General features: G+C 75.7%; 12 protein-coding genes. 1 reads left to right on the plus strand and 11 read right to left on the minus strand.

Annotated features, from left to right (window positions below; all coding sequences use genetic code 11):
* Positions 1–36: 36 nt before the first annotated feature.
* The 9 genes from lnt to NXY84_RS10975 form a co-directional block, all read right to left on the minus strand.
* On the minus strand, positions 37–1,602 hold the full coding sequence (gene lnt / locus NXY84_RS10935) for an apolipoprotein N-acyltransferase (RefSeq protein WP_258723142.1): 1,566 nt from the start codon (positions 1,600–1,602) through the stop codon (positions 37–39).
* Positions 1,603–1,974: 372 nt separating this feature from the next.
* On the minus strand, positions 1,975–3,636 hold the full coding sequence (locus NXY84_RS10940; RefSeq protein ID WP_258723143.1) for an amidohydrolase: 1,662 nt from the start codon (positions 3,634–3,636) through the stop codon (positions 1,975–1,977).
* A gap of 122 nt (positions 3,637–3,758) precedes the next feature.
* Positions 3,759–6,722, minus strand: a complete 2,964-nt coding sequence (locus NXY84_RS10945) for a DEAD/DEAH box helicase (RefSeq protein ID WP_258723144.1) — start codon at positions 6,720–6,722, stop codon at positions 3,759–3,761.
* A 9-nt stretch (positions 6,723–6,731) separates the two neighbouring features.
* Positions 6,732–7,658 carry a diacylglycerol/lipid kinase family protein gene (locus NXY84_RS10950; protein WP_258723145.1) on the minus strand — a complete coding sequence of 309 codons (927 nt, stop codon included), beginning with the start codon at positions 7,656–7,658 and terminating at the stop codon, positions 6,732–6,734.
* Between the two features lie 84 nt (positions 7,659–7,742).
* Positions 7,743–8,528 carry a twin-arginine translocase subunit TatC gene (tatC, locus tag NXY84_RS10955; RefSeq protein ID WP_258727184.1) on the minus strand — a complete coding sequence of 262 codons (786 nt, stop codon included), beginning with the start codon at positions 8,526–8,528 and terminating at the stop codon, positions 7,743–7,745.
* 45 nt (positions 8,529–8,573) lie between these two features.
* Positions 8,574–8,900, minus strand: coding sequence for a Sec-independent protein translocase subunit TatA (gene tatA / locus NXY84_RS10960; protein WP_258723146.1), 327 nt, complete (start codon positions 8,898–8,900; stop codon positions 8,574–8,576).
* 81 nt (positions 8,901–8,981) lie between these two features.
* Entirely contained in the window at positions 8,982–9,308 is a 327-nt protein-coding gene (locus NXY84_RS10965; RefSeq protein ID WP_258723147.1) for a hypothetical protein, read from the minus strand.
* Between the two features lie 101 nt (positions 9,309–9,409).
* Entirely contained in the window at positions 9,410–10,375 is a 966-nt protein-coding gene (locus tag NXY84_RS10970) for a helix-turn-helix transcriptional regulator (protein WP_258723148.1), read from the minus strand.
* The gene (locus NXY84_RS10975) at positions 10,368–11,399 is read right to left on the minus strand and encodes a helix-turn-helix transcriptional regulator (protein ID WP_258723149.1); all 1,032 of its coding nucleotides are present in this window, start codon (positions 11,397–11,399) and stop codon (positions 10,368–10,370) included. The genes NXY84_RS10970 and NXY84_RS10975 overlap by 8 nt, the downstream gene beginning before the upstream one ends.
* 33 nt (positions 11,400–11,432) lie before the next feature.
* Between NXY84_RS10975 and NXY84_RS10980 the strand changes: the two genes are divergently transcribed.
* The gene (locus tag NXY84_RS10980; protein WP_258723150.1) at positions 11,433–12,590 is read left to right on the plus strand and encodes a DUF3866 family protein; all 1,158 of its coding nucleotides are present in this window, start codon (positions 11,433–11,435) and stop codon (positions 12,588–12,590) included.
* Between the two features lie 8 nt (positions 12,591–12,598).
* Here NXY84_RS10980 and NXY84_RS10985 read toward each other — a convergent pair whose 3' ends face one another.
* Both NXY84_RS10985 and hisG read right to left on the minus strand, forming a co-directional pair.
* Positions 12,599–13,090, minus strand: coding sequence for a PH domain-containing protein (locus NXY84_RS10985; RefSeq protein WP_258723151.1), 492 nt, complete (start codon positions 13,088–13,090; stop codon positions 12,599–12,601).
* A 31-nt stretch (positions 13,091–13,121) separates the two neighbouring features.
* Positions 13,122–13,970: an ATP phosphoribosyltransferase gene (hisG, locus tag NXY84_RS10990; protein ID WP_258723152.1), complete on the minus strand. Its 849-nt coding sequence runs from the start codon at positions 13,968–13,970 to the stop codon at positions 13,122–13,124.
* Positions 13,971–14,047 lie beyond the last annotated feature (77 nt).

The raw sequence follows: 14,047 nt of genomic DNA on the forward strand, positions 1-14,047 counted from the left end.
GCTGCGCGCACGGTCCGGCAGGTGCGGCGCCTGGTCTCAGCCGACGCCGTCCGGCCGCTCTCCCCGCCGGATGCGCCGCGCGCCCGCCATCCCGGTCACCACGACGCAGAGCGCGAGAGCGTCGACGACCCACGCCGGCCACCCGCCCAGGCGCGACGCCACCGTCAGCGAGTCCCGCAGCGGCAGGGACGCGACGAGCTGCTCCGCGGTGAACAGCCCCGTCTGCTGGCTCACGACGCCGTTCGGCTGGATCACCGCGCTCACGCCCACCGTCGAGATCTGCACCGTCGCCCGCCCGTGCTCGACGGCCCGCACACGGGACATCGCGAGCTGCTGCGTCGACTCGGCGGTGTACCCGAACGACGCGTTGTTCGTCTGCACGACGAGCACCTCCGCGCCCGCCCGGACCGCGTCCCGGGGCAGCGCGTCGTACGCGACCTCGAAGCAGATCACGTCGCCGATGCCGACGACGCGACCCAGCCGCTCCGACTCGAGCGGCACGAGCCCGACCTTCGTGCCCGGCAGCATGTCGTTGCGGACGAGGTCCACCGCAGAGGAGAACGGCCGCACGAGCGACCGGAGCGGGATGTACTCGGCGAAGGGCGCGGGGTGCTGCTTCGAGTACGTCGCCACGACGCCTTGTGCGGGCACCCACAAGACCGCGGTGTTGTACCGGTCCCCGGACTCGGGGTACTCGACCGTCCCTACGAGCATCGGCGCCCCGACCGCCTGCGCCGCGGCGTCGATCTCCTCCGCGGCCGCCGCGTCCACCTGCGGGTCGACGTCCGTCCCGTTCTCGGGCCACAGCACCAGGTCGAGCTCGCCGGGCTCCACCTGCTCGAGGAGCGCGTGGGTCCCGACGGCGTGGTTGTGCAGCACCTCGCGCTGCTGGGCGAACGCGTCCAGGCCCGGGGTGGGGACGTTGCCCTGCACGGCTCCGACGCGCAGGCTCCCCGCCTCGGCGTCCGACGGGAGCGGCACCAGGAGCGCCCCGACGACGACGGCGAGCGCAGCGCCCACCCGCAGCGCGGTGCTCCCCACCGCGAGCCGGCGGGCCGCGAGGACGGCGAGGGCGAGCAGGACGCCGATCATGGCCGTGAGGAGCGACAGGAGGGGCGCGCCGCCCCACGAGGCGTAGGCGAGGACCGGTGAGTCGGCCTGGGAGAACGCGAGCCGGCCCCAGGGGAACCCGCCGAAGGGCCACGCGGACCGCAGCTCCTCGACGGCGACCCAGAGCACCGCGAAGACGATCAGCTGGAGCCGGGCGTCACGCCACACGGCGTTGCCGCGCCGCGCCCAGCTCCACGCGGCGCCGAAGAGCGCGACGAAGCCGGCCTCGACGACGGACAGCGCGACCCACGGCACCGGGCCGACGGCGTAGTCGGCCCACGCGATGTGCGGGAGGAAGAAGACGAGGCCCCAGACGAGGCCGAGCAGGGCGTTCCACCGGGCGCTGTCGCGCCGCATCGCGAGGAACAGGGCGGCGACCGCGAGGTAGGCCGTCCCCCACCACCCCACGTCGGGGAACGCAGCCCAGGCGAGCACGCCGCCGACGGCGGCGAGCGCGAGGCTGAGCGCACGCGAGGGCTCTCGGGCTGGCACCGCAGAAGCCTACGTCAGCCGGGTGACCCGGCCGACCGGCCCGCGTGTCCTTCGTGCCGGACGCCACGACCGTGTGGTGCGGCGTACGTTTTCTACTGAACACGCGGGCCCAGCCGGGTCCTCCTGTACGGGCGGCGGGCCCTGGGTGCCTGAGCGCATCTCCGGACCGACCGTCGTCCGCCAGAGCGGAACACCACGTGAACCTACCGGCTGCGCAGCACGTGTCAAGGCCGTGTCGTCGCAGGTCATGCGTCTAGCGGCAGGTCAGCGTGGCCGGTCGCGGCGTGTCGTCCCCGGACGCCCCGGCGTGTCGCCCGGTGTGTCGTCGTGACGGCCGACACGTCCGCCCGTTGGGGTGGTGCTCCTGCGGGGTCAGCCGAGCTCGTCGTGCAGGACGACGCCCGCACGCACCGTGCGCAGGCAGCGCGGGGCCGGTGCGCCGGGGCTGACGTCGGGCAGGAGCGGTGTGCCCGCGCGGGCGTCGGTGCTCCACGCGGAGACCCGCCCGTCCGCGGCCTGGACGGTGAGGTGCTCGGCCCGCCACACGGCGAGGTGCGCGGGCGCTCCGAGCCGGATCTCCCCCGCGCCGGTGTGGTCGAGACCCGCGGCCCGCCAGCCGCCCCGCGTGTGCGCGCGGAACGCCGCGCGGGCGGAGATGCGCTGGTCGGGGGCATGGTGCGTGACGGCGGCCCGCACGGCGCCCCAGGGGTCGAACGGCGTGACCGGCGAGTCCGAGCCGAAGGCCAGCGGGATGCCGGCGGCGGCGAGGTCGGCCAGGGGGTGCAGGGCGTCGGACCGGCCCTCGCCGAGCCGACGGGAGTACATGCCCCCGGCACCGCCCCACGCGGCGTCGAACGCGGGCTGGGTGCTGACCCGCACGCCGAGCAGCACGAGGGCGGCGAGCGTCGGGGCGTCGATCATCGAGGCGTGCTCGAGCCGGTGACCCGCGCCGCGGATCGCGCCGACCCCCTCGACGTCCACGGCGGCGCGCAGGCCCACGAGGACCTCGTCCATCGCGCGGTCGCCGATCACGTGGAAGGCGGCGTGAGACCCGGCGCGTGTGACCGCGGCGACGTGGTTGCTCACCTGGCCTGCCGTGAGGTGCAGGACGCCGCCGGGGTGCTCGGCGCCGGCGGGGGCGTCCGTGTACGGCGAGCGCAGCGCGGCGGTGCGGGAGCCGAGCGAGCCGTCGACCGACAGGTCACCCCCGATCCCGGTCAGCCCGGGGATCGCCGCGAGGAGCTCGCGGGCGTCGTCGCTCGTCACGCACAGCTCGGCGCGGTAGCCGGCGACGTGCGGCAGGCCGGAGGCGGCGTCGGCCGTCATCCCGAGCAGGGCGACGAGACCCTCGCGGGTGTCCACGTGCGGTGCGCTGTGCTCGTGCAGCGCGACGATGCCGGCGGCTGCCGCGCTCCGGAGCACGCGCGTGTAGAGCGCGTCGCGCCGGGCCGCGTCGACGTCCCGGGCCCCGTCGCGCGCGGCGTGGTGCGCGTCGAGCGTCACGAGGCCGTCGTCGCGCCAGCCGCGCAGCGCCGGGAGGCCGAGCGCCTCGGCGAACGACGTCGAGACGACGGCCGAGTGCACGTCGACGCGGGCCAGGTAGACGGGTGCGCCGCCGGCGGCCCGGTCGAGCTCGTCGCGGGTGGGCGCACGGCCCTCGGGCCAGGCCAGCTCGTCCCAGCCGTGGCCGAGGAGCGGGAGGCCGGCACGGTCCCCGCCCGCGGCCCGGACCTCCTCGGCGGCGGCGTGCACCGCGTCGAGCGCGTCCTCGAGCGACGTCACGCCGGCCGCGGCCGACAGGTCCACGCCCTCGAGCGCGAAGCCGGTCTCGAGCACGTGCGCGTGCGCGTCGACGAACGCGGGGGCGACGAGCGCGCCGTCGAGGTCGACGACCTCGTCGGCCCGGTCCGCGAGCCCGTCGGCGGTGTCGTCGGCCCCGATCCACACGACGGTCCCGTCCTCGACGACGAGGGCCTCGGCGAAGGGGTCCGCGGACGAGTGGACGACGCCGCGCCGGTACAGGGTGGAGGTCACACCCGCACGATAGCCAGGTTCACCGCACCTGACCTGCGAAGGAGCCTGCACGAGGGTGCACGCGGGGCGAGCACGGCCCACGCGAGGCCCTTGACGGTCGTCCCAGGCAGCTCACAGCGGCCTCACAGCGACGAGTAGGACACCACGCCCCGCCGCAGCGCGCCGACCGCGCGGCCCGCGGTATGCCGCACGTGCGGGTCGGGCGCGGACTGCGCGAGCTGGTCGAGCAGGTCGATCACCTGCTTGCACCAGCGCACGAAGTCGCCCGCCGCGAGCTCGCTGCCGCGCAGCACCGCGTCGAGGCTGCGACCCGCCGCCCACCGGTGGATCGACTGGACGAGGCCGAGGTCCGGCGGTGCGAGGGTCTCGAGGCGGTGCTCCCGCTCGAGGTCCTCGAGCTCGGACCAGATCCGGACCGTCTCGTCGAGCGCGCGCCCCAGCGTCCCGGCGGGACCGCCGGGGATGCCCGGCTCGGCCTCGCGGTCGTCACGCCGCGCGGAGTAGACCAGGGCGGAGACCGCGGCAGCCAGGCCGGGGGCGTCGAGCTCGTCCCAGGCGCCCCGGCGCAGGCACTCCGCGAGCAGCAGGTCGTTCTCGGCGTAGAGCCGGCGCAGCCACCGGCCGTCGGGCGTGACCACGGTGCGCGTGCCGGCGCCCGCGCGCCCGGTCGCCGACCCTCGGGACGGGACCGGCGGCCACGCCCCGTCGCCGTCCTCCGAGGTGCCCGGCGCGGTGACGGGCTCGGGGTCGGCGGTCGTGAGGTAGCCGAGCCGCAGCAGGACGTCGCACGTGCGGTCGAAGACCTTGGCGATGGACCCTGTGCGCCCCTCGATACGGCGGACGAGGGAGTCGTGCTCGGCGCGCAGGCGCTCCCAGCGCTCGGCCCAGCGGGCGTGCTCCTCCCGGTCGGGGCACTGGTGGCACGGGTGCGCACGGAGCCGGCGGCGGAGCTCGTCGAGCGTCGCGTCCTCGCGGGCGCCGGACCTCCCGCGCGCCCGACGGCCCCCGTCGCGCCGCGCGCCGTCGCCCGAGGGCAGCTCGGCCACGAAGTCGCGCAGCGTCGCCGCGAGGTCGCGGCGGGCCGCGGCGACGCGCCCGTTGAAGCCCTTGGGCACGCGCAGGTGCCCGACGGTCGTCACGCCGGTGCCGACGTCCGCGACGGCGAGCCGCCGGACCTGCCGGTCGGTCGTCAGGACGGTCGGGCGCGGTCCGTCGAACCCGCCGGCCGTGCCCGGGTCGAGCACCACCGCGTGCGCGCCACGACGGCCCCACGGCACCTCGATGACGTCGCCGACCCGCAGGCCCTCGAGGGAGCGGACCACGTCGGCGCGCCGCGCGGCGGACGACTCCTTGGCGATCGTCCGTTCGCGCGCGCTGATCGCCCGGCGGATGCCCGCGTACTCGGAGAAGTCCCCGAGGTGGCAGCTCATCGCCTTCGCGTACCCGTCGAGCGCCTCGGTGTGCGCCTGCGCCTGGCGGGCGAGGCCGACGACGCCGCGGTCCGCCTGGAACTGCGCGAAGGACGTCTCGAGCACCTCGCGCGCGCGGTCCCGGCCGACCTGCGCGACGAGGTTGACCGCCATGTTGTACGTGGGCCGGAAGCTCGACTTGAGCGGGTAGAGCCGCTTGGACGCGAGACCGGCGAGAGCCACGGGGTCGAGCCCCGGGTGCTCGACGACGACGGCGTGCCCGTCGACGTCGATGCCGCGGCGCCCGGCCCGCCCGGTCAGCTGGGTGTACTCCCCCGGTGTCATGTCGACGTGGTTGGACCCGTCCCACTTGACGAGCTTCTCGAGGACCACCGAGCGCGCGGGCATGTTGATCCCGAGCGCGAGGGTCTCGGTCGCGAAGACCACGCGAACGAGGCCGCGCGCGAACAGGTGCTCGACGGTCTCCTTGAAGACGGGGAGCATGCCCGCGTGGTGCGCCGCGATGCCGCGTGCGAGCGCCTCGGTGAACGCCCAGTAGCCGAGCACCTCGAGGTCCTCGGGCGGGATCGACGCGCACCGCTCCTCGACGACGCGGCGGATCTCCGCCTCGTGCGCCGGGGTCGTGAGCCGCAGCCCCGCGGCGAGGCACTGCGAGACGGCACCCTCGCACCCGGCGCGGGAGAAGATGAAGAAGATCGCGGGCAGCAGCTCGGCCTGCTCGAGGACGTCGACCACCGCGAACCGCGGCGTCGGCCGGTTCCCGGCCAGCGCGTTCGACGGCCCGTGACCGCGCCCGCGGAAACCGCGATCGCCGGGGCCGCGTCGGCCGCGGTGCGGTCCGTCGATGCGCTCCTGGCGGCGCAGCAGGTGCGTGATCTCCGGGTTGATCGGCGGGTTCGGTCCCGGGTCGGTCGGGTCGACCTGGCCGGCGTAGAGGTCGAGCAGGTCGCCGCGGATCAGCACGTGCTGCCACAGCGGCACGGGCCGGCGCTCGCTGACCACGACCTGGGTGTCGCCGCGGACCATCGTCAGCCAGTCGCCGAACTCCTCGGCGTTCGATACGGTGGCCGAGAGCGACACGAGCTGGACGTCGTCGGGCAGGTGGATGATCACCTCCTCCCAGACCGGTCCGCGGAAGCGGTCGGCGAGGTAGTGCACCTCGTCCATCACGACGTAGCCGAGCCCGTCGAGCGCACGCGAGCCCGCGTAGAGCATGTTGCGCAGCACCTCGGTGGTCATGACGACCACGGGAGCGTCGCCGTTGACCGACGTGTCACCGGTGAGCAGGCCGACGTTGTCCGCGCCGTGCCGCCGGGCGAGGTCCGCGTACTTCTGGTTCGACAGCGCCTTGATCGGCGTCGTGTAGAACGCCTTGCGCCCGGACGCGAGCGCGAGGTGCACCGCGAACTCCCCGACGACCGTCTTGCCCGCACCGGTCGGCGCCGCGACGAGCACGCCGCTGCCGCGCTCGACGGCCTCGCACGCCTCGACCTGGAACGGGTCCAGGCCGAACTCGAAGCCCTCCGCGAACCGGGCGAGCTCGGTGCGCTCGGCGGCGGTGCGCCGCCGGGCCGCCGCGTACCGCTCGGCCGGGGAGAGCGCCGCAGAGCCGGCTGCTGGGTGCGACGCGGGTCGCGATCGTTCGGTGCGTGCCACTCGACAACCCTAGGCGCTGGTGCCTCCGAGCACCCGGACAGCGCCGGGGTGGACGTCGGCGCGCAGCGGGAGCGGGCCGAGGCGCTCGCCGTCGGCGAACGCGTGCGATGGCTCGGCGCCGAGCCGCTCGACCGGCTCGATGAGCACGGAGCGGGACCGGAGGACCTGCACCGCGGGGTGCGTGACGTGCCGGCCCGCGTACATGCCGGGGAAGATCCGCACGACGCCGGCCTTCGTGAACGGCCCGGCGACGACGACGTCGAGGAGGCCGTCGTCGAGGACCGCGCCGGGCGCGATGTGCACGCCGCCCCCGAACCACGGCGCGTTGGCGACGGCGACGAGCGTCCCGGCGGACTCCCACACCGCGTCGTCGAGCGTCAGGCGGTACCCGTACGGCCGGAACCGGGCGAGCTCGCCCGCCAGCGCACGGACGTAGCGCGCGCTCCCCCGCGGCCAGGTGAGGGCGTTCGCGCGGGCGTTGACCGCGGCGTCGATCCCGCAGGAGAGCACCCCGACGTACCACTCGCGCGCGGTGTGCTCGGGCGGCCCGGCGCTCACGGCGTCGATCGACCGGGGGCCGGCAGCGAGCCCCCGCTCGATCGCCGCGACGTGCTCCTCGACGCCGCGCCGCGGGATGCCGAGGGCCCGAGCGAGGTCGTTGCCCGTGCCGGCGGGGACGATCGCCAGCGGCAGGTCGGTGTCGGCGACGACGTTCGCCCCGAGGTGCACCATGCCGTCACCGCCGACGACCACGAGCGCGTCGAGCCCCTCGACGGCGGCGTGTCGCGCGGAGGCGCGCGCCCGCTCCGCGTCCGGGGCGGACAGGTCGAGCACGGTGTGCCCGCGGGCCCGCAGCCGCGCGATGGTCCCGGACCCGACGCGGGCGCCCCGGCCGCGGGCCGCCGTCGGGTTCACGACGACGCCGAGCCGGGTCACGCGGCGGGACCGTCCGCGCGGCCGGCAGCGCGCCCCGCGGGGCGGCTCACCGGGTGGGGACCGGCGGTGCGGTGCACGGACGGCTCACGACGTGGTGAGGCCCTCGCCCGGGACGGACCCGTCGAGCCGCGGCAGCCCCTCCGCGAGGCGCTTGCGGTCGACACGGCGGTCGTGCACGAGGCAGACGCCGAGCGCCAGGAAGTACAGCCCGCAGATCGGCAGCGCCATGACGATCATCGTCACGGCGTCCGGCGTGGGGGTCATCACGGCGGCGAAAACGAACGCCAGCAGCACCGCCCAGCGCCAGCCGTGGCCCCACGTCGCGGCGCGCACGAGCCCGGCGAGGTTGAGGCACACCATGATGACCGGCAGCACGAACGCGACGCCGAAGGCCAGGATGAAGCGCATGACGAAGCTCAGGTAGGTCTGGGCGTCGACGAGGTTGGTCGAGTCCTCGGGGATGAAGTCGGTGAGGACCCGCACGGCCGCGGGGAGCGTCGTCCACGCGAGAAACGAGCCGCTCAGGAACAGGGGGACGGCGGCCGCGACGAAGCCGACCGCGTAGAGCCGCTCGCGACGGGTGAGCCCGGGGGTGACGAACGCCCACAGCTGGTAGAGCCACCACGGGCTCGTGAGGATCGCACCGAGGAACAGCGAGACCTTGACCCGCATGTCGAACGCGGTCGCCAGGCCACCGAAGTTGACCGAGGCGGACGCGTCGCGCTCGGCCGCCGCGTTCAGGAGCGGTGCCTGGAGAGCGTCGAACACCGGGTCGAACAGCAGCCACCCGGCGACGGCGCCGAGCACGAGACCGCACGCCGCGAGGAACAGCCGCTTGCGGAGCTCGAGGAGGTGCTCGCGCAGCGGCATCCGGCCGCCGGGCTCGCCCCGGCGGCGCTCAGCAGGCACGACGCGTCAGACCCGGGGCTGGCCGCCGCCCTCGACGGGCGGCTCGGCCGGACGCACGGGCTCCGTGGCGACGACGGGGTCGGGGATCGAGCCGTTCGCGTAGGGCGCCGGGGGTGTCGCGGGCGTGGTGTACGTCGTGGGCGCGCCGGCGACGGGCGCCGAGGGGGTGCCCTTGTCCTTGTCGTCGGTGAGGTCCTTGACCTCGCTCTTGAAGATCTTGAGGGACTGGCCGACGCTGCGTGCGAGGTCGGGAAGCCGCTTCGCCCCGAAGAGCAGGATGATCACGATCACCAGGATCAGGATGTGCGTGGGCTTCACAGCGTTGCCGAACATGGGGTGCTCTCCCTCGAACATCGGTGGGTCAGACGATCCTAACCCCGTCGAAGCGCTTCGACCGTCGATCCGGCGATCTGTTCAGCGGCTGTACGCCCGCCACCGCGCGTAGGTCTCCTGGTGCTGCAGCCGGCGCACCGCACGGCGGCCCCCCGCCGCACGACGCAGCTCCGCGAGCCGCTCGCGCAGGACGTGCGTGTCGTCGAACAGCTGCGCCCGCACCGGCTCCTGCTGCCCCGCCGCGTCCGCGAGCGCGTCCACCTGGTCGGCGAGGCGCCCGAGCACGTCGGAGGCTTCCGCGGCGGCGGCTCCGAGGTCCCGGACCTTGCGCCAGAGGCTGCGGCCGAGCAGGAAGGCGCCGGCCACGGCGGCGAGCACGAGGACCGTCCAGACGGTGAACCACAGCATCGGGCCAGCGTAGTCGTGGGTCGCGTGCGGCTGCGGCGTCGGCGGGGCCGGCGGGGCAGCTCGGTGCGGTGTGGCGCGGCGTCTCCGTGCGGCGCGGCCGGTCAGTCCGCGAGGGGCCCGTAGGCGTCGAGGGCGGCGCTGGCGACGGCGGAGACGTCGGCGGCGGCGTCGGCGGGGCGGACCTCGAGGATGTCGTCGGCGGCCTGGAGGAGCAGGTGGCGCAGGAACGCCCGGGAGGCGATGCGCAGGTCGACCTCGAAGGTGCCGTCGTCGTGGTTGCGGACGGCCTCGACCGGGACGTTCTCGGCGACCCAGCGGCCCTGGCTGGTCAGGTGCAGGGTGACGAGCCCGCCGGCGGGGTCGGGGCGGAAGACGTCGGCGTCGGCGCGTACGCGGTGGGGCTGGGCGGGTTCGTCGAGGACCTCGGCGCGCAGGATGCGGTCGACGCGGAAGAGGCGTTCGTCGTCGGCACGCAGGCACCAGGCGAGCAGGTAGGAGCGTTCGTCGTCGGTGACGAGGCGGACGGGGTCGACGTCGCGGGTGCTGGCGACGTCGGCGGCGTTGACGTAGCGCAGGCGCAGGCGGCGGGCGTCGCGCAGGGCGGCGGAGAGGGCCTCGACGACCTCGGGGGCGCCGTCGACGGCGAGGCGGACGTCGATGGTCGCGGCGGCCTCGCCGGTGGCGGCGGTGAGCTTGGCCAGCGCGGAGGAGAGCACGGCGGCGCGGGCGGGCTCGAGGCGGGGGCCGAGGGCCTCCTCCATGGCGCGCAGGGCGGCGACGAGCGCGACGGCCTCACGGGTGCCGAGGCGCAGGGGTCGGGTCATGCCGCGGGACTCGGTGAGGCGGACGACGCCGGCCTCGTAGGACGCCGCGTCGAAGTCGATGAGGTCGTGCGGGAAGTAGCCGGGCGTTCCGGTCATCCAGAGGGTGTCGACGTCGTCGATGACCTGGGCGGGCGTCACCCCGAACTGCTCGGCGACCTGCTCGACGGGGACGCCGGCGTGGCGGTCGAGGTAGGTGATCATGCCGAGCATGCGCAGGAGGCGGTCGCTCGCGCGTTCAGCCATGGTCGGCTCCCCGGGTGACGAGGTCGGCGGCGGTGCGCAGCAGGCGCAGGACGGTGGCGCGGAGGGGCTCGGGGGCGAGCACGACGACGGCGTCGCCGTAGCCGACGATCTCCTCGGCGAGATCCCACAGCGCGGTGAAGGGGATGCGGACGACGTCGCGGTCGGCGAGGACGGCGGCGACGCGGGGGTCGGCGAGGTCGACGTCGTCGGGCGTGGTGGCGGGGGTGCGGACGGCGCGCACGCGCAGGGCCTCGGCGCGCTCGGGGCGGATGGCGAGGGTCGCGATGCGCTCCTCCCCCGCGCCCCAGCTGCGCAGGGCCGTGCCGAGACGCTCGACGTCGGGCTCGGGGAACGCGCCGGGGGCGCCGACGGTGCGGACCTTGCCCTCGACGCGGCTGAGCCGGAAGGAGCGGGGCGCGTCGCGGTCGCGGTCGTGGCCGACGAGGAACCAGCCGCCGCGCCGGGCCAGGAGCTTCCACGGTTCGACGACGCGCTCGCGGACCTCGCCGGTGCTCGCGGCGCGGTAGGTGAAGCGCACGGCCTGGCGGGCGTGCACGGCGTCGAGCAGGGGGCCGAACGCTGCCCCGGCGGCGCGCACGCGGGGGGCGAGGCCGGCGACGAGGTCGGACGCCTCGGGGGCGTCGCCGACGGCGCGGAGCTTGGTCAGCGCGCGCTCGGTGTCGGTGCGCACGGACTTGTCCTGCCAGAACTCCGAGGCGAGCGAGAGCACGCCCAGCTCGGCGGCGGTGAGGTCGACGGGCGGGAGGGCGTAGGCCTCCTGGTCGATGCGGTACCCGATGTCGTCGCCGTGCCCGGCGCCCGTCACGGTGAGCACGGGGATGCCGAGGTCGCGGAGCGTGTCCTTGTCGCGCTCGAACATGCGTTCGAACGCGTCGTCGGACGGGGCGTCGGCGTACCCCGCGACGCTGCGACGGATCTGCTCCTTCGTCATGCGCGCCGAGGTGTTGACCAGGGCGATGACGAGGTTGAGCAGCCGTTCGGCGGGGTGGATCTGGTCGGGCATCGCCTCCACCGTAGTCGCCGGTAGCCTGCAGCGGTGATCACGTGGCGTGCGGGTGTCGTGGTGTCGGGCGGCGCGTCGTGGCCCGGGGCGGTCGAGATGCAGGTCGAGCTCGAGGGCGAGCCGGTCGGCGGGCTGCCCGCGGACGGCCGGGTGCGGGCGCTCGCGTACCCGGGGCTCGTCGGGGAGCCGCAGGTCGGCGACCGGGTGCTGCTGAACGTGTCGGCGCTCGCGCGCGGGCTGGGGACGGGCGGCTACGCGATGGTCGTCGCGCTCGGGGACCGGGTGCCCGCCGACCCGCCGGCCGGGCCCGGGCACCTGGTGAAGGCCCGGTACACCCCGCTGCAGGCCACGGTCCTCGGCGTCGACGACCAGGAGTCCGCGCACCACGAGGTGCTGCGCGACGCCGACGACCTCGCCGGGCTGCCGGTGGTCGTCGCGGACCTGCACTCGGCCCTGCCCGCGGTCGTCGCGGGGGCCCGGCACTCCGCGGCGCTGCACGGGCGGCCCGCGCCGCGCGTCGTGTACGTCATGACGGACGGTGGCGCGCTGCCCGCGTGGTTCTCCCGGACGGTCGCGGGGCTGCGGGACGCGGGCTGGCTCGAGGCGTGCGTGACCACCGGGCAGGCGTTCGGGGGCGACCTCGAGGCCGTCACGGTGCACACGGGCCTGCTGGCGGCGCGGCTCGTCGCCGGGGCGGACCTCGCCGTCGTCGCGCAGGGCCCGGGCAACCTCGGCACCGGGACGCGGTGGGGGTTCTCCGGGGTCGCCGCGGGTGAGGCCGTCAACGCCGTCGGTGTGCTCGGGGGGCGCGCGGTGGCGTCGCTGCGGGTCTCCGGGGCCGACGCGCGCGAGCGCCACCTGGGCGTCTCCCACCACTCCACGACCGCGTACGGGCGGGTGGCCCTGTCCCCCGCCGACGTCGTCGTCCCCGGGCTCGCGGCCGCCGGGGCGGGGCTCGACGAGCTCGACGCCCGGGTGCGGGCGCAGGCGCAGGCCCTCGCGGCTCCCGCAGGGCGGCACCGGCTCGTCGACGCGGCGACCGGGCCGGACCTCCTCGAGGCGCTGCGCGGGACGCCGGTGCGGCTCTCCACGATGGGGCGCGGGCTCGACGGTGACCCGGCAGCGTTCCTCGCGGTCGCCGCGGCCGGGGTGCACGCCGAGCGGCTCGCCGCGGAGCCCGCGAGCGCCTGAGCGGTCGCTCAGTCGTCGCGGGCGGTGCGCGAGTGCAGGGCGACGAGGGTCGCGAAGCGCCGGGCCTGCGCGTCGGCGTACGCGCCGTCGGAGCGCTGCACGCCCATGACGGCGAGGGTGTCGCCGTCGGCGAGGTCGAGCTGGACCCAGGGGCGGCCCTGACCGAAGCGGACGGAGACGATCTCGGGCCAGGTGAGCCGCCGGGTGAGCAGCAGGTTGCGGACGGTGACGCCGTCGCGGTCGACGCGCGCCTGGACGCTGGCCTGCCGCCAGCAGAACCAGGCGATGCCGGCGCCGAGCAGGCCCATGCCGAGCTGGTCGCCGAACGACTCGCCCTCGGGGCCGATGGACGGCAGGGCGACGACGAGGGCGGCGGTGAGCGCGAGCACGAGCACCATGAGCGCGAGCGTGACGACGCGCGCGAGCCGCGGGCGGAACGTCGCGTAGAGCCCGGCGATGCGGTCGGCGTGGGGTCCGGCGTCGGGGTCGCCGCTGGTCATGGTGCCTCTCCGGGGGCGGTGCGCCGGGGGGTCAGAGCCGGCACGCGTGGATCGAGGTCACCAGGATCGCGCGAGCGCCCACGTCGTACAACGCGTCCATGACACGGTTGGTCTCGTCGCGCCGGACCATGGCGCGCACGGCGGCCCACTCGCGGTTGTGCAGCGGGGACACGGTCGGGGACTCGAGCCCGGGAGTGATGGCGACGGCCCGGTCGACGAGCGCGAGCGGCACGTCGTAGTCCATGAGCACGTACTGCTGGGCGGTCAGGACGCCCTGGATGCGGCGGGTCAGCACGTCGAGGCCGGCGGGCTCGTCGCCGTCGGCGCGGCGCACGAGGACGGCCTCGGAGCGCAGGATCGGCTCGCCGAAGATCTCGAGGCCGGCGGCGCGCAGCGTGGTGCCGGTCTCGACGACGTCCGCGATGACGTCGGCGACGCCGAGGCGGATCGCGGTCTCGACGGCGCCGTCGAGGCGCACGATGCCGGAGGCCTCGACGCCGCGCTCGCGCAGGTAGTCGGCGACGAGGACCGGGTAGGACGTCGCGACGCGGTGCCCGGCGATCTGGGTGACGTCGGTGAGCTGCCCGGCGGGGGCGGCGAACCGGAACGTCGAGCGCGCGAAGCCGAGCCGGAGGTGCTCGGTCGCCGTCGAGGCGGAGTCGAGCAGGAGGTCCCGGCCGGTGATGCCGACGTCGACGGTGCCCTCCCCCACGTACACCGCGATGTCGCGGGGGCGCAGGAAGAAGAACTCCACGTCGTTGTCGGGGTCGGGCAGCACAAGCTCGCGGGAGTCGCGGCGCTGGCGGTAGCCGGCCTCGCGGAGCAGGTCGGCGGCGGGCTCGGACAGGGAGCCCTTGTTGGGGACGGCGATCCTCAGCACGTGGTCCTCACGGGGTGGTTCGGTCGGGTGGGGGCCCGGGCGCGGCGGGTGTGCCGGGGCCGGGGCCGGGGTCGTGC

This window comes from Cellulomonas sp. NS3 (assembly GCF_024757985.1).
Lineage (GTDB): Bacteria > Actinomycetota > Actinomycetes > Actinomycetales > Cellulomonadaceae > Cellulomonas_A.

Excerpts from the sequence above, each read along its gene's own strand:
- tatC (WP_258727184.1), bottom strand. The coding sequence starts at position 8,528 with ATGCCGCTGCGCGAGCACCTCCTCGAGCTCCGCAAGCGGCTGTTCCTC.
- tatA (WP_258723146.1), bottom strand. The coding sequence starts at position 8,900 with ATGTTCGGCAACGCTGTGAAGCCCACGCACATCCTGATCCTGGTGATC.
- NXY84_RS10965 (WP_258723147.1), bottom strand. The coding sequence starts at position 9,308 with ATGCTGTGGTTCACCGTCTGGACGGTCCTCGTGCTCGCCGCCGTGGCC.
- NXY84_RS10970 (WP_258723148.1), bottom strand. The coding sequence starts at position 10,375 with ATGGCTGAACGCGCGAGCGACCGCCTCCTGCGCATGCTCGGCATGATC.
- NXY84_RS10975 (WP_258723149.1), bottom strand. The coding sequence starts at position 11,399 with ATGCCCGACCAGATCCACCCCGCCGAACGGCTGCTCAACCTCGTCATC.
- NXY84_RS10985 (WP_258723151.1), bottom strand. The coding sequence starts at position 13,090 with ATGACCAGCGGCGACCCCGACGCCGGACCCCACGCCGACCGCATCGCC.